We start from the raw sequence: 20,713 nt of genomic DNA, 5'->3' as shown, positions 1-20,713 counted from the left end.
TAACTGGAGATGATTTTTAGCACAGCCTTTAAGGTACAAACGTGACGAAAATCACAGAGATGGCATTCACCTGATAAAATAATAAATAGTGAGAAGCGTGATTATTCTCACACTCGCATCGGCGTGTCCATGTTATTTGTTATGCCAATTACTAGAGACCATGAGAAAAGTAATCCACCTGAAAGGGCGGCTTACTTTTCTCTTTTTTTTTGTCTTTTTTTCATCCAGCTAACAAGCCTTAATCATACGAGAGAGTGCTATGCAACAATCATCCTGGCGCCGTTGGATAACGCTTACCATTATTAGTTTTAGCGGTGGTGTAAGTTTTGATCTGGCCTATTTACGCTATATCTATCAAATACCCATGGCAAAATTCATGGGATTTAGCAATACAGAAATCGGACTAATAATGAGTACTTTCGGAATAACCGCAATTATTCTTTATGCCCCAAGCGGGATTATTGCCGATAAATTTTCACACCGAAAAATGATTACCTCAGCGATGATTATCACCGGCCTGCTTGGCCTGGTGATGGCGACCTACCCGCCGCTGTGGATGATGCTGCTGATACAGGTAGCGTTCGCTATTACCACTATTTTGATGCTGTGGTCGGTGTCGATCAAAGCCGCGTCGATGCTCGGCGACAGCAGTGAACAAGGCAAGATCATGGGCTGGATGGAAGGCCTGCGCGGCGTCGGCGTGATGTCGCTGGCAGTGTTCACGATGTGGGCCTTTTCTCGCTTTGCGGCAGATGACCCAAACAGCCTGAAGACGGTGATTCTGATTTACAGCGTGGTCTATATTCTGCTGGGGATCCTGTGCTGGTTCTTCGTCACTGACGGCGTGGAAAAGGGAGTTTCTGCAACAGAAACGCAGAAAAAAGCCTTCCAACTCAGCGATATCCTTTCCGTGCTGCGCATCAGCACGACCTGGTATTGCAGCATGATAATCTTCGGTGTCTATACCATCTACGCGATCCTCAGCTACTCCACCAACTACCTCACCGAAATGTACGGCATGACACTGGTAGCGGCGAGTTATATGGGGATCGTCATCAATAAAATCTTCCGTGCATTTTGCGGCCCGTTGGGCGGGATTATCACCACCTACAGCCGGGTGAAATCACCGACGCGCGTTATCCAGATCCTGTCAGTGGTTAGCGCCCTGACGCTACTGGCATTGCTGGCAACCAACACCCATCCGCAGTCGGTGGCAGTCGGAATTGGCCTTATTTTGCTGCTGGCCTTTACCTGTTACGCCTCGCGTGGACTCTATTTCGCCTGCCCAGGAGAAGCCAAAACGCCGACGTTCATTATGGGCACTACCGTCGGAATTTGCTCGGTGGTCGGCTTCCTGCCGGACGTCTTTGTTTACCCTATCGTCGGTCATTGGCAGGATACCCTGCCCGCCGCCGAGGCCTATCGTAATATGTGGCTGATGGGCCTGACCGCGGTCTGTCTGGTTATCGTCTTCACTTTCCTGTTGTTCAGGAAAATCCGTGCCGTGAGTCGTGAGTCCGAAAACGTACCGTCGCTGGCAACCGAAATGGCTGGCGAGTGACGGTGGCAATGTTAAAGGAGAAGGACAATGTCTAAGCAATACATCATTGGAATTGATGGCGGGAGTCAGAGCACCAAGGTGGTGATGTATGACCTCAAGGGAAACGTGGTGTGCGAAGGCAAAGGCCTGCTGCAACCGATGTTTACTCCGGATGCTAATACCGTCGAGCATCCTGACGACGACCTCTGGACCTCACTGTGCGCAGCTGGAAAAGATTTGATGCGCCAGTTTGCCGGTAAGCCCGAAGAGATTGTTGGCATTGGTCTCGGCTCGATTCGCTGCTGTCGCGCGTTGTTAAAAGCCGATGGCACGCCAGCCGCCCCGCTGATTAGCTGGCAGGATGCGCGCGTAACGCGTCCCTATGAGCACACGCAGAAAGACGTGGCCTATGTGACTTCGTTTTCCGGCTATCTCTCGCACCGCTTAACCGGTGAACGCAAGGACAACATCGCCAACTACTTTGGCCAGTGGCCGGTGGATTATAAAACCTGGGGCTGGAGCGACGACAAGGCGGTATTTGAGAAATTTAATATCCCACGTGAGATGCTGTTTGACGTGCAAATGCCGGGTACGGTTCTGGGCCACATCACCGCCGAAGCCGCAAGGCTGACCGGCTTCCCGCAGGGTCTTCCGGTGGTGTGCAGCACCAGCGATAAAGCGGTCGAAGCACTCGGCGCGGGCCTGCTCGATGATGAAACTGCGGTGATTTCATTGGGTACCTATATCGCGCTGATGATGAACGGTAAAGCGCTACCAAAAGACCCGCAGGCGTACTGGCCGATTATGTCGTCGATTCCGGAAACCCTGCTGTATGAGGGTTATGGCATTCGCAAAGGGATGTGGACGGTGAGCTGGCTGCGCGACATGCTCGGTGACTCGCTGATTCAGGATGCCCATTCACAGGGTATTTCGCCGGAAGATTTACTCAATCAAAAAGCCAGCCACGTGCCACCGGGCTGCGACGGCCTGATGACCGTGCTCGACTGGCTGACCAACCCGTGGGAGCCGTACAAACGCGGGATCATGATTGGCTTTAACGCCACCATGGATTACGCGTGGATTTACCGCTCGATTCTGGAAAGCATCGCCCTGACGCTGAAAAACAACTACGACAATATGTGTCACGAACGCCAGCATGTGGCGAAGCAGGTGATCATCACCGGCGGCGGCTCAAACAGCGATTTGTTTATGCAGATTTTTGCTGACGTCTTTAACCTGCCAACCAAACGCAACGTGATTAACGGCTGCGCCAGCCTCGGAGCGACTATCAATACGGCGGTGGGTCTGGGGTTGTATTCGTCTTATCAGCAGGCGGTCGACAATATGGTGCGGGTCAAAGATGTGTTTACGCCGGTAGCCGCGCACGCCGCACGTTACGAAGCGATGAATAAAGGCATCTTTAAGGAACTGACTCAGTACACCGATCCTATTCTGAAAAAATCGTACGCAGTGTTCCATGGCGAGCTGGATAAGGTCGATGCTATTCAGAGTTGGTCGAACGCGTAAGGAAGGAAAAAGCGCCGGGCAAACCCGGCGTTTTTATCAGGCGATGTTCAGGTACTTGTGCGTCTGCATAGACAAACGCCAGTTGCGGGCAATACAGGTTTCAATGCACAGACGCGTCGCGTCATCTTTTTGGCTGATCGGCTGCAATGCGATAACGCGCTGCTTGTCGTCACTCAGCGTCTCCAGCAGATCGTCCAGCGCTTCGATGTCGCGCACACGACCTACCGGGTGTTTAATCTCATCAGCGCGTTGCAGCGCCTGCGACAACACTTCATAGCCACCACGCATATTCACCTTCGGCGACACGGTCACCCAGGTGGCGTGTGAACAACGCACTTCATGGGTGCCGCTGGTTTCAATCTGGCAGCTGTAGCCATTGTGCTCGAGCAGCGAAGTCAGCGGCGTTAAATCGTGAATGCACGGCTCGCCGCCGGTGATCACCACGTGACGCGCGGTCCAACCCTGACGGGTGATAGCGGTCAGCAAGTCTTCCGGCGTACCGGCGCCCCATTTGTCGCTCTCTTTGGTTTTCGCCAGAATGCTGAACAGAGACACTTCCCGATCTTCCAGCATGTCCCAGGTATGTTTGGTATCACACCACGCACAGCCAACCGGGCATCCCTGCAGTCGAATAAAAATGGCTGGAACGCCGGTGAAGTAACCCTCGCCTTGCAGGGTCTGGAACATTTCGTTAATCGGGTACTGCATAGTCATCTCTGTGAAGGGAGTAAAGAATAAGTATCGCAGATTTAGGCCATCAGGGCGAGACAAGCGGCTGCGTGGCGCGTTTGTGATGCTCAACGTGCACTTTATGCTGAGCCTTGGTATGCCTAAGCCACCGCGTTTTACCGACTATATCGCCCGCCGCCTCCAGACCACGCAGGGAATGACAATCCCGCAGCAGATGGCGGTCGATTTCAAATAACGTCAGCCGCTTAAAACAAAAAAACCCGCCGAAGCGGGTTTTTATTAAGAGCGAAAGTCAGACTTACTGACCTTTGATCTCTTTCAGACCGTTGTACGGTGCTTTTTCACCCAGTGCTTCTTCGATACGAATCAGCTGGTTGTATTTAGCAACGCGGTCAGAACGGCTCATAGAACCGGTTTTGATCTGGCCTGCAGCAGTACCTACCGCCAGGTCAGCGATGGTTGCATCTTCAGTTTCACCGGAACGGTGAGAGATAACAGCAGTGTAGCCAGCGTCTTTAGCCATCTTGATTGCAGCCAGAGTTTCGGTCAGGGAACCGATCTGGTTGAATTTGATCAGGATGGAGTTAACGATACCTTTGTCGATGCCTTCTTTCAGGATCTTGGTGTTGGTTACGAACAGATCGTCACCCACCAGCTGGATTTTGTCGCCCAGCACTTTGGTCTGGTATGCGAAACCATCCCAATCAGATTCGTCCAGACCATCTTCGATGGAAACGATCGGATACTGCTTGGTCAGATCTTCCAGGAAGTGGGTGAATTCTTCGGAGGTGAAAGCTTTGTTGCCTTCGCCAGCCAGAACGTATTTACCGTCTTTGTAGAATTCAGAAGCAGCACAGTCCATCGCCAGAGTGATGTCTTTACCCAGCTCGTAGCCCGCTGCTTTAACTGCTTCAGCGATTACAGCCAGTGCTTCAGCGTTGGAACCCAGGTTTGGCGCATAGCCACCTTCGTCACCCACTGCAGTGCTCATACCTTTGGCTTTCAGTACTTTAGCCAGGTTATGGAACACTTCAGAACCCATACGAACGGCTTCTTTCAGGGATTTCGCGCCAACTGGCTGAATCATGAATTCCTGAATATCAACGTTGTTGTCTGCGTGCTCACCACCGTTGATGATGTTCATCATCGGAACCGGCATGGAGTATTTGCCTGGGGTACCGTTCAGCTCAGCGATGTGTTCGAACAGCGGCTGACCTTTAGATGCTGCAGCAGCTTTGGCGTTAGCCAGAGACACAGCCAGGATCGCGTTAGCGCCGAAGTTAGATTTGTTTTCAGTACCGTCCAGATCGATCATGACCTTGTCGATGCCAGCCTGATCTTTGGCATCTTTGCCAAGGATAGCCTGAGCGATTGGGCCGTTTACAGCACCAACAGCTTTCAGTACGCCTTTACCCATGTAACGGGATTTGTCGCCATCGCGCAGCTCCAGAGCTTCGCGGGAACCAGTAGATGCACCTGATGGCGCAGCTGCCATACCGACGAAACCACCTTCCAGGTGTACTTCGGCTTCAACAGTCGGGTTACCACGGGAGTCGATGATTTCACGACCGATGACTTTAACGATTTTGGACATTAGGTTTTCCTCAGTACAAGTTAAACTAAAACTCCAGACAAACAACGCCCCAAATCAGGGGCGCTGCCGTTCTAACTTTTTTACTTCGCCTGACGCTTCTGGTATTCGCTAGCGGCTTTCACGAAGCCTGCAAACAGCGGATGCCCATCACGCGGCGTAGAAGTAAACTCCGGATGGAACTGACAGGCAACGAACCATGGATGGTTCGGAACCTCGATGATCTCGACCAACTGATCATCCCCGGAACGGCCTGCAATACGCAGGCCCGCAGCTTCAATCTGTTTCAACAGCATATTGTTGACTTCATAGCGGTGACGGTGACGCTCGGTGATGGTCTCATCGCCGTACATCTTGCGAACCAGGCTGTCGTCGCTGAGCTGGCAGGCCTGAGCCCCCAGACGCATTGTGCCGCCGAGATCGCTTTTCTCAGTACGCACTTCGACATTCCCGTTTTCATCACGCCATTCGGTGATAAGGGCCACAACCGGGTACTTACAGTCTGGCACAAATTCCGTTGAGTTGGCGTTTACCATCCCGACTACGTTACGAGCGAACTCGATCAACGCAACCTGCATACCCAGGCAAATGCCCAGATAAGGAATATTGTTTTCACGCGCAAAGCGTGCGGTGGCGATTTTGCCTTCAACACCACGGTAGCCGAAGCCGCCTGGGATCAGAATAGCATCAAGGCCTTTCAGAATTTCGACACCACGTGTTTCAACATCTTGCGAATCGATAAGCTTAATGTTGACGGTCACGCGGTTTTTCAGGCCACCGTGTTTCAGCGCTTCGATTACTGACTTATAGGCGTCAGGCAGTTCAATGTACTTGCCGACCATACCGATAGTCACTTCGCCTGCCGGGTTAGCTTCTTCGTAGATAACCTGTTCCCATTCTGACAGATTAGCTTCCGGACAGTTCAAGCTGAATCGTTTACAAATATAATCGTCCAGACCTTGCGATTTCAACAGGCCCGGAATTTTATAAATGGAATCGACGTCTTTCAGTGAAATAACAGCCTTTTCTGGAACGTTACAGAACAAAGCGATTTTCGCACGTTCGTTGGCAGGAACGGCACGATCGGAGCGACAAATCAGAATATCCGGCTGAATACCGATGGAGAGCAGCTCTTTTACAGAATGCTGAGTTGGTTTGGTTTTCACTTCACCCGCAGCGGCCATGTATGGCACCAGGGTCAGGTGCATAAACAGCGTGTTTTCACGGCCTACTTCAACCGCCAGCTGGCGAATCGCTTCGAGGAACGGCAGTGATTCGATATCACCTACGGTACCACCGACTTCCACCAGCACCACATCGTGGCCTTCGGCCCCGGCGATGACGCGCTCTTTAATTGCGTTGGTGATGTGCGGGATAACCTGGACGGTCGCGCCCAGATAATCACCCCGGCGCTCTTTACGCAGAACGTCAGAGTAAATACGGCCAGTAGTGAAGTTGTTACGACGCGTCATTTTAGTGCGAATGAAACGCTCGTAGTGGCCCAGGTCCAGGTCGGTTTCAGCGCCGTCTTCAGTAACGAACACTTCCCCGTGTTGGATAGGACTCATGGTCCCTGGATCGACGTTGATATACGGATCCAGTTTCATCATGGTCACGTTAAGGCCACGGGCTTCTAGAATGGCTGCGAGGGATGCGGCTGCAATGCCTTTACCCAGAGAGGATACGACCCCGCCGGTCACAAAAATATAGTTCGTTGTCATGCTGAACCTGAGAAGTTAGGTTGGAATGATGGAATAACCAAGACGGGAAAGTAGTATACCCGAACACGGCGAGTGCCACAAACATTCATTCTCCGTCTCCATTCCAGGCTCAGACAAACATAAGGAGTGAGAAAATAGCCCCTTTTGGGTAAATGTTTTTGACGTAAATCAAGCGCTTGTCATTTTAAACATCACACAAATAGTGCTTGTTCGCAAAAAACTGTTAGAGATCAGATTCCTGCCGTTTTACCTCTTGCCATACACTTTCCATCGCTTCCAGGTCGATCCCGGTCATTTCAAGGCCTCGCTCGGCAACAATCCTTTCCACTTCGCGGAAACGACGCTCAAATTTGAGGTTCGCTTTTTGCAGCGCAACTTCGGCTTTGACCCCTAAATGGCGCGATAAATTGACCGTAGCAAATAGCAGGTCGCCCATTTCCTCTTCGACCTTTGCTTCGTCGACCACAGCCTGTTTAGCTTCATGCATCACTTCGTCGATTTCTTCATAGACTTTGTCGAGTACCGGGCCCAGCGTTGTCCAGTCAAAACCGACCGTCGATACACGTTTCTGGATTTTATGGGAACGCATCAGCGCCGGCAGGCTGTGCGGAATGTCGTCGAGAGCTGAATGCTGCGATTTCTCCGCACGCTCGGCGGTTTTGATTTGTTCCCAACGCGTCAGCACTTCAGTGCTGTTCGCGGCGGTGGCATCCGCAAAAATGTGTGGATGACGGCGCTCTAGCTTGTCGCTGATTCCCGCACAGATATCGTTGAAATCAAAACGTCCTTCTTCCTGTGCCATTTGCGCATAAAACACGACCTGGAACAGCAGGTCGCCGAGCTCACCGCGCAGATCGTCAAAATCTTCACGGCTGATGGCATCCAGCACTTCGTAGGTTTCTTCGAGGGTGTAAGGCGCGATGGTGGCGAAAGTCTGCTCTTTGTCCCACGGACAGCCGGATTCCGGGTCACGCAGACGTTTCATAATGCCGAGCAGGCGGTCGATTTGAGTCATGGTAAGTCCTTGAAAAGTAGGTCCGGCAAGCAATGCGCCGCCGAACATTTTCGTATGATGTCCGGCGGCGCAGATTGCGGAGAAAATTAACCGCCGTGCAAACGACGCGCGTCGATCACGTCCGGCACCTGGTTCAATTTACCGAGCACGCGGCCCAGCACCTGCAGGTTGTAGATTTCGATGGTCATGTCGATGGTGGCGAGCTGCTGTTTGGTATCGCTGCGGCTTGCCACGCCCAGTACGTTGACCTTCTCGTTGGCGAGGATGGTAGTGATATCGCGCAGCAGGCCACTGCGGTCGTTCGCCTGTACGCGCACCACCAGCGAATAGCCTGAGGAATAGCTTTCCCCCCAGACCGCATCAACGATGCGCTCCGGCGCGTGGGATTGCAGCTCCACCAGCTGATCGCAGTCGGCGCGGTGCACGGAAATCCCGCGCCCCTGGGTGATGAAGCCAACAATCTCGTCGCCAGGAATGGGCTGGCAGCAGCGCGCAATGTGATGCATCAGATTGCCGACGCCTTCTACCACTACGCGGCCATCATCTTTTTTACGGCTATGCGGGTTGTAGGTTTTCTGCTGCAATTGCTTCAGCGCGGCAGCATCCTGTTCGGCGGCACTCGGCTTGTTAAACTGCGACTGCAGGAAGTTCGCCATCTGGTTGAGACGAATATCGCCGCCGCCAATAGCCGCCAGCAGCTCATCGAGATCGTTGAAGTTGTAGCGCGGCAGCAGTTGCTTTTCTGCTTCCTTCAGGCTGATCCCGAGATGCGCCAGTTCGTCGTCGAGGATCTGACGTCCGGCGAGGATGTTTTTATCGCGGTCCTGTTTGCGGAACCAGGCGTGAATTTTTGAACGTCCGCGGCTGGTCGTGACGTAGCCCAGGTTTGGGTTCAGCCAATCGCGGCTTGGGTTCGGTTGCTTCTGGGTGATGATTTCAATCTGATCGCCCATTTGCAGCTGATAGGTAAATGGCACGATGCGACCGCTGATTTTCGCCCCGATGCAGCGGTGTCCCACATCGCTGTGGATGTGGTAGGCAAAGTCAAGCGGCGTAGATCCTGCGGGCAGGTCAACCACGTCACCTTTCGGGGTAAACACATACACCCGATCGTCGAACACCTGGCTGCGCAGTTCGTCGAGCATTTCGCCCGAATCGGCCATTTCTTCCTGCCACGCAATCAGCTTACGCAGCCAGGCAATGCGGTCTTCGTGACCGCGCGCGCCGCTGGACGCCGCGCCCTCTTTGTATTTCCAGTGCGCTGCCACGCCAAGCTCAGACTCTTCGTGCATCTGGCGCGTACGGATTTGAATCTCAACCGTTTTCCCCCCGGGGCCTAACACCACGGTGTGAATGGACTGATAACCATTCGGTTTCGGGTTGGCGACATAATCGTCGAATTCGTCCGGTAAATGACGGAAATGGGTGTGGACGATGCCAAGCGCCGCGTAGCAATCCTGCAAACGTTCGGCGACGATACGCACCGCACGCACGTCGAACAGCTCATCAAACGCCAGCTGCTTCTTCTGCATTTTGCGCCAGATGCTGTAGATGTGTTTTGGTCGACCATACACTTCGGCCTTCACGCCCTCCTCCTTGATGGAGGTGCGCAAGGTACCGACAAACTCGTCAATGTAGTGTTCGCGATCGATACGACGTTCGTGCAGCAGTTTAGCTATGCGTTTGTATTCTTCAGGATGCAGATAGCGGAAGCAGTAATCTTCCAGCTCCCACTTAAGCTGACCAATACCAAGACGGTTAGCTAGCGGGGCATAGATGTTGGTACATTCCTTCGCTGCCAGCACGCGTTCATCTTCCGGCGCATCCTTCACTTCCCGCAGGTGAGCAATACGCTCGGCGAGCTTGATGACCACGCAGCGGAAATCGTCGACCATCGCCAACAGCATCCGACGAACGTTATCGACCTGCTCAGAGGAGACGGAATCGTTGTGGGTGGCTTTCAGCTGGCGAATAGCGGCCATGTCGCGCACGCCGTGGATAAGCGTGACGATAGATTTACCGGCGCTTTCCTCCAGCTTTTCTTCGCTGACCACATCACTCACCACCAGCGGGAACAACAGCGCCGCCCGCAGTGAATCAATATCCATATTCAGCATGGAGAGGATTTCGACCATCTCTACGCCACGCCACAGCAGCAGTTCGGCGTCAGGATGACCCAGGGTTTGTTCGCGACAATAGGTCCATGTTTCGGCTAAGCGCTCACACGACTGCTGGCTGGATATTCCCAGGCTTGCTATCCATTTAACCGGATCAAACTCACCAGCTTTATTGAGATGTGCACTGCGTACCGCAACCATTGTCCTCTCCTTTAGAGCCTATCCCATTAGGCTATTTTATTTGCCATTTTGGCCCTGAGCAGTGCTCAAAATCTTCACGTACTACGTGTACGCTCAGGTTTTTTCGCGCTGCCCGTGTCCAAACTGGCTACAACAATTACGCCTACCGGGATAGGCTCTTCGGACCGGGCCTGTCGGATTCGACAAGCCTTGATTCATTATTTGTGCTCGAACAGCACCATCGACTCCAGGTGCCCAGTGTGCGGGAACATGTCCAGCATTGCCAGACGCTGAATTTGATAGCCCGCCGCCAGCAACACTTCGCTATCACGCGCCAGCGTTGCCGGGTTACAGGATACATATACCACTCGATCGGGGGCTAATTTTACGACATGCTGCATCACGCCCGGTGCGCCCGCGCGCGCAGGATCGAGTAAAATTTTGTCAAAACCATTTTTCGCCCAGGCCTGCAGAGTGACATCCTCTTCAAGATTTTCGTGGAAGAAGGTCACATTGTGCAGATTATTCTGTTCTGCGTTCTGCTGGCCTTTCGCAACCAGCGCGGGCACACCTTCCACGCCCACCACGCTTGCAGCGCGTTTTGCCAGCGGCAGCGTAAAGTTACCCATCCCGCAAAACAGATCCAAAACGCGGTCCTGCGGCTGAACATCAAGCCACGCCAGCGCCGTTTCTACCATCCGCTGATTCACGCCGTCGTTGACCTGAATAAAATCGCGCGGACTGAACGTTAAGCGTAGCCCTTCTGAACTGTACCAAGGCAATTCGCCATTAACTTGTTCAACGCTATCACTTTGTGGTGCCAGCCACAGGGCCAGCTGGTGTGAATGCGAAAACTGTTCCAGTTTTGCGTTATCCGCCGCCGAAAGTGGTGCGGTATGGCGTAATACCATCAGCGGACCGTTATCAGCCTGCACCAGCTCCACATGCCCTAAATGACGAACACCCGAAAGCGACGCCAGACAGTCGCGCACCGCAGGCAGAAGTGCCTCAAGAGTGGGCACCAGCACAGGGCATTGCGTGACCTCGACGATATCGTTCGAGCCTGCCTTACGAAAACCCATCTGCAAATGCTGGCTCTTCGGTTGATAATTCACGCTCAGACGTGCACGACGGCGATAGCCCCACGGCGTCGCCGAGAGTACGTCGTCCACGTCATGTTTCATCATGCGCGCCAGTGCCGCCTGCTTGCTACGCTGCTGCAGCGCCACACTGGCATGTTGCTGCTGGCAGCCACCGCATACGCCAAAATGCGGACAGCGCGGCTTTTCGCGTTCCGGGCTGTCGTTCAATCGACGTTTTACCTGTCCGCGCGCATACTGTTTTTTATCTTCGGTGATGCGAATTTCTGCACCCTCACCAGGCAACAAGCCATTGATAAACATCGTTTTACCGTTATGGTGCGCCACCCCCTGACCGAAAGGGTCAAGGTCGCTCACCGTCACGGTTATGATCTCGCGCGTCGTCACGCGGCGTTTTGCAGAGTAGAATTGCGCCATTCAGAGATTTTTCTCACACGAAGTATATTAACCCTGATTCTCCCATAACGGACCTCCATGACCAACTACAGCCTGCGTGCGCGCATGATGATCCTGATCCTGGCCCCGACCGTCTTGATCGGTTTGCTGCTCAGCATCTTCTTTGTCGTTCACCGCTACCATGATCTGCAGCGTCAGCTGGAAGACGCCGGGGCCAGCATCATTGAACCGCTCGCGGTCTCCAGTGAATATGGCATGAACTTACAAAACCGTGAATCAATAGGACAGCTCATTAGCGTCTTACATCGCCGCCATTCTGACATCGTGCGGGCAATTTCGGTGTATGACGAGCACAACAGGCTGTTCGTCACGTCCAACTACCATCTTGACCCGAGTGAGCTGCAGCTGCCGAAAGGCGCACTGATACCGAACCGCCTCAGCGTATCGCGCAGTGGTGATACGATGATCTTGCGTACGCCAATTGTGTCCGAACGTTATTCCCTGGATGAATCGCCAACTTCGGAAGCCAAAACGCCGGTCAATACGCTCGGCTACGTAGCGCTGGAACTCGATCTGCGGTCCGTGCGGCTGCAACAATACAAAGAGATTTTCATCTCCAGTGTAATGATGCTGTTTTGTATCGGCATTGCGCTGATTTTCGGCTGGCGTCTGATGCGCGACGTCACCGGCCCGATTCGCAACATGGTGAATACCGTTGACCGCATTCGTCGTGGCCAGCTCGACAGTCGTGTCGAAGGCTTCATGCTCGGCGAACTGGATATGCTCAAGAACGGCATCAACTCGATGGCGATGTCGCTGGCGGCCTATCACGAAGAGATGCAGCACAACGTCGACCAGGCCACGTCCGATCTACGGGAAACCCTTGAGCAGATGGAAATTCAGAACGTCGAGCTGGATTTGGCGAAGAAACGCGCCCAGGAAGCAGCACGTATTAAATCTGAATTCCTCGCCAACATGTCACACGAGCTGCGCACCCCGCTCAACGGTGTGATTGGGTTTACCCGACTGACGCTCAAAACCGACCTAAATTCGACCCAGCGCGACCACCTCAATACCATTGAACGCTCGGCGAACAACCTGCTGGCCATCATCAACGATGTGCTGGACTTCTCTAAACTGGAAGCCGGTAAGCTGGTTCTGGAAAGCATTCCGTTCCCGTTGCGCAATTCGCTGGATGAAGTGGTGACGCTGCTCGCCCATTCAGCGCATGATAAAGGGCTTGAGCTGACGCTGAACATCAAAAACGACGTGCCGGATAACGTCATTGGTGACCCGCTGCGACTGCAACAAGTCATTACCAATCTGGTCGGAAACGCAATTAAATTTACCGAAAACGGCAACATTGACGTGCTGGTAGAAAAACGCGCGCTGAGCAACACCAAAGTGCAAATTGAAGTGCAGATCCGCGACACCGGTATCGGTATTCCTGAGCGCGATCAGTCGCGTCTGTTCCAGGCTTTCCGGCAAGCGGATGCCAGCATTTCGCGGCGCCACGGTGGGACCGGCCTGGGCCTGGTGATCACCCAGCGTTTAGTGAAAGAAATGGGTGGCGATATTTCCTTCCACAGCCAGCCAAATCGCGGTTCAACTTTCTGGTTCCACATCAATCTGGATCTCAATCCGAACGTAGTATCCGAAAGCCTGACAACCGCCTGCCTGACGGGTAAACGTCTGGCCTATGTCGAAGCAAACGCCTCCGCCGCACAGTGCACCCTGGATATTCTGGCGACTACGCCGCTGGAGGTGGTGTACAGCCCGACCTTCTCGGCGCTGCCGGAAGACCGTTACGATATTCTGCTGATTGCGGTGCCGGTATCGATGCGTGATTTAAGCATGCACGCAGACAAACTCGGACAGGCCCATCGCATGACCGACTTCCTGCTGCTGGCGCTACCGTGCCACGCGCAGGTGAATGCCGAACAGCTCAAACAAAACGGTGCGGCGGCTTGTCTGCTGAAACCGCTAACCTCCACCCGTTTGCTGCCTGCGCTGACGGAATACTGTCGCGTGAATCAGACCCTGGCTGTTCCCAATAATCAGGCCGCGCGACTGGGTATGACGGTAATGGCGGTGGATGATAATCCGGCGAATTTAAAGCTAATCGGCGCGCTGCTGGAAGATCAGGTGCAAAACGTTGAGCTGTGCGACAGCGGTCAGGAGGCGATTAACCGCGCCAAACAGATGCAGTTCGACCTGATTCTGATGGATATCCAGATGCCGGATATGGATGGTATTCGCGCCTGCGAACTGATTCACCAACTGCCACATCAGCAGCAAACACCCGTGATTGCGGTGACTGCCCATGCCATGGCCGGGCAAAAGGAGAAGCTCCTGAGTGCCGGGATGAACGACTATCTGGCGAAGCCTATCGAAGAGAGCAAACTGCGAAACCTGCTGCTGCGCTATAAGCCAGGGCTGAGCATTACGCAGCCTGAAGTGAGCGAGCCACACCCGCCGGTGAATCTGAATACCACCCTCGACTGGTCGCTTGCGCTGCGTCAGGCGGCCAATAAGCAAAATCTGGCGCGTGACATGCTGCATATGCTGATCGATTTCCTGCCAGAAATCCGCAACAAAGTGGAAGAACAGCTGGTGGGTGAGAAGCCGGAGGATTTGGTGGACGCGATTCACAAACTGCATGGCAGCTGTGGTTATAGCGGCGTGCCGCGTTTAAAGAATCTTTGCCATTTGATAGAAGGCCAGCTGCGCAATGGCGTTCCGCCAGACGAACTGGAGCCGGAGTTTCTTGAGCTGCTGGATGAAATGGATAACGTGGCAAGGGAAGCGAAATTGATTTTGGGGTGACGGAGTACGCTGATGCCCTCACCCTGAAGGAGAGAGTTAGGGTGAGGGGGGAAACCGTCTGCCGATCTCCAACACCGCCGCCACATTGCGCGCCGTGCGCCGCACATTCTCCCGTGCGTTCGCCAGCGCATCCTCCAGCGTACAAATGCTGTAGATAACGCTGAACACCGCATCCAGACCGTGCTGATGCACAACTTCTGCGTCATCCGTCAAACTCCCGGCAATAGCAATCACCGGAATATTAAAGCGCTTCGCCACTCGCGCGACGCCGACGGGTACTTTACCGTGTACGGTCTGGCTGTCGATCCGCCCTTCGCCGGTGATAACCCAATCCGCATCTTTCAATATTTCAGCCAGATGCAGCGCGTCGGTCACGATTTCAATTCCCGGTCGTAACGTCGCCCCACAAAAAGCGAACAGCCCCGCGCCCATTCCCCCCGCCGCACCGCCGCCTTCCAGATTGAGTACCTGAATATCTAAATCACGTTCGATAAGCGTGGCGAAACGCATTAGGGCGTCATCCAAACGCGAGATCATCGCTTCCGTCGCCCCTTTTTGCGGACCAAATACCGCCGTCGCCCCCTCTTTACCGGTCAGTGGGTTGGTTACGTCACAGGCGACTTCAATCCTGCAACTCGCCAGACGCGGGTCCAGACCGCTGATATCAATCCGCTCAAGCTGCTCCAGGCCTTCTCCACCGGGCGGGATCTGCTGCTCGTCACGCGTTAGCAGTTTTGCTCCCAGCGCCTGTACCATGCCTGCACCGCCGTCATTGGTGGCGCTGCCGCCAATGCCAATGATTATCTGCGTTACGCCCGCATCCAGCGCATGACGAATCAGTTCTCCGGTTCCCCATGAGGTCGTTTTCAGCGGGTTACGCTTTTCCACCGGTACGCTTTCCAGACCGCTGGCGGCCGCCATTTCGATAAACGCCGACTGTTCATCGCCGGAGATTCCATAGAACGCTTGCACCGGAAAACCCAGCGGGCCGGTCACGTTGACCGTAATCACACGCCCTTGTGTGGCCGCCACCATCGCTTCCACGGTACCTTCCCCGCCGTCAGCGAGCGGAATTTTCACGTACTCCGCCGTAGGGAAAATCTCTCTGAAGCCCGTCTCAATCGCACTGGCAACCTCCAGCGCGTTCAGGCTCTCCTTGTACGAATCAGGGGCAATCACGATTTTCATAGGCTGTCCTTACGGGTGACGGCATCAGTTTTATTATCGCACCATGCACGGGCGCTTGTTATCAAACGTCCAGTCAGGGATCAAATACTGCATTCCCATCGCGTCATCGCGCGCGCCGAGCCCGTGCTTCTGATACAGCTCGTGGGCCTGCATCACGCGGTCCATATCCAGTTCGACGCCCAGCCCCGGTGTCGACGGCACCTGCACCATGCCGCCTATGATTTCAAACGGCTGCTTCGTCAGACGCTGATTCCCTTCCTGCCAGATCCAGTGGGTATCAATGGCGGTGACGTTGCCCGGTGCGGCCGCCGCAACATGGGTGAACATCGCCAGCGAAATGTCGAAATGGTTGTTGGAGTGCGAGCCCCAGGTGAGACCAAATTCGTGGCACATTTGCGCCACGCGCACCGACCCCTGCATGGTCCAGAAGTGCGGGTCCGCCAGCGGAATATCCACCGACTGCAACGATAGTGTGTGGCCCATCTGCCGCCAGTCGGTGGCAATCATGTTGGTGGCGGTCGGCAGCCCAGTAGCGCGACGAAATTCGGCCATTACTTCCCGGCCTGAGAATCCCTGTTCTGCACCGCACGGATCTTCCGCATACGCCAGTACGTTGCGCAGCTGCTTACCAATGTTGATGGCTTCATCCAGTGACCACGCACCATTTGGATCAAGCGTCACGCGCGCCTGCGGGAAGCGTTTTGCCAGAGCCGTCACCGCTTCTGCTTCGTCTTCACCGCTTAATACGCCACCTTTGAGCTTGAAGTCGTTGAAACCGTATTTTTCATACGCGGCTTCCGCCAAACGCACCACCGCATCCGGGGTCATCGCTTCGTCGTGGCGTACGCGATACCAGTCACATTTGTCATCCGGCTGGCTCTGATAAGCCAGTGGCGTGCGTTTGCGGTCGCCGACAAAGAACAGATAGCCCAGCATTTCGACTTCATCGCGCTGCTGACCGTCGCCCAACAGCGAGGCAACGTTTACGCCCAGATGCTGGCCGAGCAAGTCGAGCATCGCCGCTTCAATGCCCGTCACCACGTGAATGGTGGTGCGCAGATCGAAGGTTTGCAGACCACGGCCGCCTGAATCGCGATCGGCAAAGGCATTACGCACCGCAGTCAGCACATTTTTGTATTCGCCGAGGGTTTTCCCCACCACCAGCGCCGCCGCGTCTTCCAGGGTTTTACGGATCTTTTCGCCACCGGGGATTTCGCCCACGCCGGTATGCCCGGCGTTGTCTTTAATCATCACAATATTGCGGGTGAAGAACGGCGCGTGGGCACCGCTCAGATTCATCAGCATGCTGTCGTGTCCGGCAACCGGGATCACCTGCATGGAGGTCACCACTGGCGTTGAATGTTGAATCGTCATCGTGCAATCCTTTTATTGAGTACGACCGAAAACAGGGCGCTTGCGATCGAATGTCCAGCCGGGGATCAGGTACTGCATGGGCACCGCGTCATTACGCGCACCGCCGGGCAGCCGTTTGTAAGCTTCATGCGCCTTTTCCATCTGCGCCCAGTCGAGCGTGACGCCGAGCCCAGGGGCTTCCGGCACCGTGATTTTTCCGTTCTCAATTTGCAACGGGTTTTGGGTGAGTCTGGCATCGCCTTCCTGCCAGATCCAGTGTGTATCAATGGCCGTCGGTTTGCCTGGGGCCGCCGCGCCGACGTGGGTAAACATCGCCAGTGAAATATCGAAATGGTTATTCGAATGGCAGCCCCAGGTCAGACCCCAGTCATCACAGAGCTGCGCCACGCGCACCGCGCCGGAGAGCGTCCAGAAATGCGGGTCAGCCAGCGGGATATCCACCGCGTTGAGCATCACAGCATGGCCCATTTCGCGCCAGTTAGTGGCAATCATGTTGGTCGCAACTGGCAGGCCAGTCGCACGACGAAACTCCGCCATCACTTCTCGCCCAGAAAAGCCCTGCTCCGCGCCGCACGGATCTTCCGCGTAGGTCAGTACATTCTGTAGGTCTTTGCACAGGGCGATAGCTTCATCAAGCAGCCATGCGCCATTTGGGTCGACTGTGATGCGCGCGTCCGGGAAACGTTTCTTCAGCATTCGCGCGGCGTCGATTTCCTGTTCACCGGGCAAAACGCCGCCTTTCAGTTTGAAATCTTTGAAACCGTAACGGTCCTGTGCGGCCTCAGCCAGCCTGACCACGGCACTCGAGGAAAGCGCCTGCTGATGGCGCAAGTGATACCAGTCGTGACCATCTCGCCGCCCTTCAGAGTAAGGCAAATCGGTTTTGTTACGGTCGCCCACGTAGAACAGATAGCCCAGCACCGTGACCGCATCGCGCTGTTTGCCCGGTCCCAGTAATTCGCATACCGGCACATTCAGCGCCTGGCCAAGTAAATCCAGTAACGCCGCTTCAAGCGCCGCCACCGCATTAACCTTGAGTTCGAAGGTCCAGGCACCTTTCGCGAAGGTATCAAAATCGGCGGCCTGATTTCCTTTATGGACCTGCTGTACCACACGATTCATCCGCGCAACTTCCTGCCCCACCACCTGCGGGATGGCATCTAGCAGCGTCTGGTAAATCACTTCCCCGCCGGGCGCTTCACCGACGCCGGTATGCCCGGCGTTATCGGTCAGCACCACGATGTTACGGGTGAAGTAAGCATGATGCGCGCCGCCAATGTTCAGCAGCATACTGTCCTGCGCTGCCACCGGGATCACCTTCATGTCAGTAATGACAGGGCTTGCCTGAGTATTCATGATACACGCTCCGTTGCCGGTTTCAGCTCAATGCGTTTGATATCTCCGACCAGTACCAGATAGCTCAGGACCGCAATCAGCGCGTGAATGCCGACATAAATCAGCGCCCAGTTAAACGAGCCGGTGGTTGCCACGATATAGCCGATGGCAATCGGGGTGACGATGCCGGAGATATTGCCGAACATGTTGAACAGGCCGCCGCTGAGACCGCTAATTTCTTTCGGCGCGGTATCGGCCATGACCGCCCAGCCCAACGCGCCGATGCCTTTGCCGAAGAATGCCATCGCCATAAAGCCGATGATCATCCATTCCGCATCGACGTAGTTACAGAACACCATGGTCATCGACAGCAGCATACCGAGTACGATCGGCGTTTTACGTGCCACGTTGAGCGAACCCGTTTTACGCATCAGCCAGTCGGATATGATCCCGCCCAGCACGCCGCCTACAAAGCCGCATACCGCCGGGATGGATGCCACAAATCCCGCTTTCAGAATCGACATGCCACGCGCCTGCACCAGATACACCGGGAACCAGGTGATGAAAAAGTAAGTCAGCGCATTGATGCAGTACTGCCCAAGGTATACGCCGATCATCATGCGCGAACCGACCAGTTGTTTTACCTGCGCCCACTTCTCACGCATCGGCACTTGCTTCGCCGTCTTCTTCTGATCCATATTGATCAGCGCCCCGCCTTCAGCGATGTAATCCAGTTCTTTTTGGTTCACGCCAGGATGCTGGTTGGGTTCGTGGATCATTTTCAGCCACAGGAAGCTGATGACGATCCCCAGCCCCCCCATGAAGAAGAATACGTGCGACCAGCCCACTTCATGCGTCAGCCAGCCCATGATTGGTGCGAAGATTACCGTTGCAAAGTACTGCGCGGAGTTGAATATGGCGACCGCCGTGCCCCTTTCCTGCGCCGGGAACCACGCGGCAACAATGCGACTGTTGCCGGGGAAAGACGGCGCTTCGGCCAGACCCACCATAAAGCGCAACGTGAACAGCGCGACGATGATGCCAAAACCGTGGAAGATATCGACAAAGCCCTGTAACAGGGTGAACATCGACCAGGTGAAGATCGACCAGAAGTAGACGCGCTTAGAACCAAAGCGATCGAGTAGCCAGCCGCCAGGGATTTGTCCAATCACATAAGCCCATGAAAATGCGGAGAAAACGTAGCCCATACCCACCGGATTCAGGCCAATATCTTTGGCCATTTCTGACCCGGCAATCGAGAGCGTAGCGCGGTCGCCATAGTTGAACGAGGTGACGATAAACAGCATCACCACAATCCAGTAGCGCGCGTTGGTCCGCTTTTCAGCGGCCGCCGTGGCGTGACTTAGTGAACTCATTGTTGTGCTCCTGAGGCTTCCCTCATTCTGAACAACGTAACCTGTAGGGTAATCAGAATGACATTTGTTTTTATGGCGACGTTGCTCTGTGGCACGCCACGTTTTATTCACCGACAGGAGAAGTATAAAAACGCGTCAACGATGGTTCACCGTGCATAAACACAGCATTCCGGAGTGGATAAAAGGTGTTTTCAGGCTTATGCCCAGGAGAATGGGGGATGGTTCACGGATTCAGGAATGGGAGGAGGGTTTTGCCCTTCGGCTGAAGGGCAAACGGATCAGCTGAGCAGCGTCGCCCAGTGTTCAACCCACGGGTTGGAGACCGTTTCGGGTTCAGGATCTTCACTGGCGTCGATCATCAGCATTTCGCCGATACGCTGTGCGCCCTGATCTTGCAACAACGCATCGAAGCGTTTGCCGCCGCCGCAGAAATGCGAGTAGGTACTGTCGCCGAGAGCGATAATACCGTAGCGCAGATGCGGCTGGTACATATCGAGAATGCCCTGATACAGCGGCACAATGCTGTCCGGCAGGTCGCCCTGGCCGGTGGTAGAAGTGACCACCAGCGCATATTTCCCTTGGTAGGATTCCCAGTCGCTGACTTCAGGATCTTCAAATACCTGTGCTTTGTGGCCCTGAGCCGCGAGGATCGTCTGGGCTTCTTCCGCCACCAGCAGCGCGTTTCCGTACATGGTGCCGACAAAAATGCCTACATCCGCCATTACTTTTCTCCCTGA

General features: G+C 54.5%; 14 protein-coding genes and 1 pseudogene. 4 read left to right on the top strand and 11 right to left on the bottom strand.

Annotation, left to right across the window (positions count from 1 at the left end):
• Positions 1–259: 259 nt before the first annotated feature.
• Positions 260–1,561, top strand: a complete 1,302-nt coding sequence (locus MUU46_RS03205) for an MFS transporter (protein WP_258964748.1) — start codon at positions 260–262, stop codon at positions 1,559–1,561.
• A 27-nt stretch (positions 1,562–1,588) separates the two neighbouring features.
• Positions 1,589–3,067 (top strand): FGGY-family carbohydrate kinase, encoded by a 1,479-nt coding sequence (locus tag MUU46_RS03200; RefSeq protein ID WP_258964747.1) that lies wholly within the window; start codon positions 1,589–1,591, stop codon positions 3,065–3,067.
• A 36-nt stretch (positions 3,068–3,103) separates the two neighbouring features.
• Here MUU46_RS03200 and queE read toward each other — a convergent pair whose 3' ends face one another.
• On the bottom strand, positions 3,104–3,775 hold the full coding sequence (queE, locus tag MUU46_RS03195; RefSeq protein WP_258964746.1) for a 7-carboxy-7-deazaguanine synthase QueE: 672 nt from the start codon (positions 3,773–3,775) through the stop codon (positions 3,104–3,106).
• 64 nt (positions 3,776–3,839) lie between these two features.
• On the opposite strand from queE, the pseudogene MUU46_RS03190 reads away from it, so the two are divergent.
• Positions 3,840–3,992: pseudogene (locus MUU46_RS03190) on the top strand (NAD(P)H-binding protein); the annotation flags it as partial.
• A 63-nt stretch (positions 3,993–4,055) separates the two neighbouring features.
• Here the strand turns inward: MUU46_RS03190 and eno are convergent.
• From eno to rlmD, 5 genes are all read right to left on the bottom strand, one after another.
• Entirely contained in the window at positions 4,056–5,351 is a 1,296-nt protein-coding gene (gene eno, locus MUU46_RS03185; RefSeq protein ID WP_159758306.1) for a phosphopyruvate hydratase, read from the bottom strand.
• Positions 5,352–5,431: 80 nt separating this feature from the next.
• Complete coding sequence (gene pyrG / locus MUU46_RS03180) at positions 5,432–7,069, bottom strand: glutamine hydrolyzing CTP synthase (RefSeq protein ID WP_258964745.1); 1,638 nt, start codon at positions 7,067–7,069, stop codon at positions 5,432–5,434.
• Positions 7,070–7,292: 223 nt separating this feature from the next.
• Entirely contained in the window at positions 7,293–8,084 is a 792-nt protein-coding gene (gene mazG, locus MUU46_RS03175) for a nucleoside triphosphate pyrophosphohydrolase (RefSeq protein ID WP_159758310.1), read from the bottom strand.
• Positions 8,085–8,170: 86 nt separating this feature from the next.
• Positions 8,171–10,402, bottom strand: a complete 2,232-nt coding sequence (relA, locus tag MUU46_RS03170; RefSeq protein WP_159758312.1) for a GTP diphosphokinase — start codon at positions 10,400–10,402, stop codon at positions 8,171–8,173.
• Between the two features lie 197 nt (positions 10,403–10,599).
• Positions 10,600–11,898 carry a 23S rRNA (uracil(1939)-C(5))-methyltransferase RlmD gene (rlmD, locus tag MUU46_RS03165; protein WP_258964744.1) on the bottom strand — a complete coding sequence of 433 codons (1,299 nt, stop codon included), beginning with the start codon at positions 11,896–11,898 and terminating at the stop codon, positions 10,600–10,602.
• Between the two features lie 57 nt (positions 11,899–11,955).
• Between rlmD and barA the strand changes: the two genes are divergently transcribed.
• A complete protein-coding gene (gene barA, locus MUU46_RS03160; RefSeq protein ID WP_258964743.1) occupies positions 11,956–14,703 on the top strand; it encodes a two-component sensor histidine kinase BarA in 2,748 nt (915 codons plus the stop codon).
• Between the two features lie 36 nt (positions 14,704–14,739).
• On the opposite strand, the gene MUU46_RS03155 is transcribed toward barA, so the two are convergent.
• The 5 genes from MUU46_RS03155 to MUU46_RS03135 form a co-directional block, all read right to left on the bottom strand.
• Complete coding sequence (locus MUU46_RS03155) at positions 14,740–15,891, bottom strand: glycerate kinase (RefSeq protein ID WP_159758318.1); 1,152 nt, start codon at positions 15,889–15,891, stop codon at positions 14,740–14,742.
• 33 nt (positions 15,892–15,924) lie between these two features.
• Positions 15,925–17,265, bottom strand: coding sequence for a glucarate dehydratase (gudD, locus tag MUU46_RS03150; RefSeq protein ID WP_159758320.1), 1,341 nt, complete (start codon positions 17,263–17,265; stop codon positions 15,925–15,927).
• A 12-nt stretch (positions 17,266–17,277) separates the two neighbouring features.
• Complete coding sequence (locus tag MUU46_RS03145; protein WP_258964742.1) at positions 17,278–18,621, bottom strand: enolase C-terminal domain-like protein; 1,344 nt, start codon at positions 18,619–18,621, stop codon at positions 17,278–17,280.
• Complete coding sequence (locus MUU46_RS03140) at positions 18,618–19,976, bottom strand: MFS transporter (RefSeq protein WP_159758324.1); 1,359 nt, start codon at positions 19,974–19,976, stop codon at positions 18,618–18,620. Before MUU46_RS03140 ends, MUU46_RS03145 begins: the two co-directional genes overlap by 4 nt.
• Positions 19,977–20,254: 278 nt before the next feature.
• Positions 20,255–20,698 (bottom strand): flavodoxin, encoded by a 444-nt coding sequence (locus MUU46_RS03135; protein WP_258964741.1) that lies wholly within the window; start codon positions 20,696–20,698, stop codon positions 20,255–20,257.
• Between the last annotated feature and the right edge of the window lie 15 nt (positions 20,699–20,713).

Source organism: Scandinavium tedordense (assembly GCF_024764965.1).
GTDB classification, from domain to species: domain Bacteria; phylum Pseudomonadota; class Gammaproteobacteria; order Enterobacterales; family Enterobacteriaceae; genus Scandinavium; species Scandinavium tedordense.
Note: the sequence above shows the minus strand (reverse complement) of the source record. Positions and strands in the feature narration are given on the sequence as shown.